Genomic DNA, 291 nt, shown 5'->3' on the forward strand with positions numbered 1-291 from the left:
GGCACCCACCGGTTTCTTCCTGCTGGAGATCAATCTGACTTATGCCTTCTTCGACACCTTCGGCATCATCGACACCATGACCACAGGCGGCCCAGGCGGCAGTACCACCACCATGGTCTACAAAGTCTTTCAGGATGGTTTCATCGGCGCCGACTTAGGCGGCAGCTCAGCCCAGTCCGTCGTCCTGTTGCTGCTGGTGTTAGAACTGACTTACTTCCAGTTCCGTGTCATAGAACGAAATGTACATTACTTATGCACACGACTCAGACAAGCCGTATTCCGGCAATTCCG

Annotated in this window: 1 pseudogene; it reads left to right on the forward strand. The window is 53.6% G+C overall.

What is annotated here, in order from left to right:
- Positions 1 to 291 (forward strand): annotated as a pseudogene (locus ACYP03_RS25650) (hypothetical protein); the annotation flags it as partial.

This window comes from Photobacterium sp. R1, from assembly GCF_054600795.1.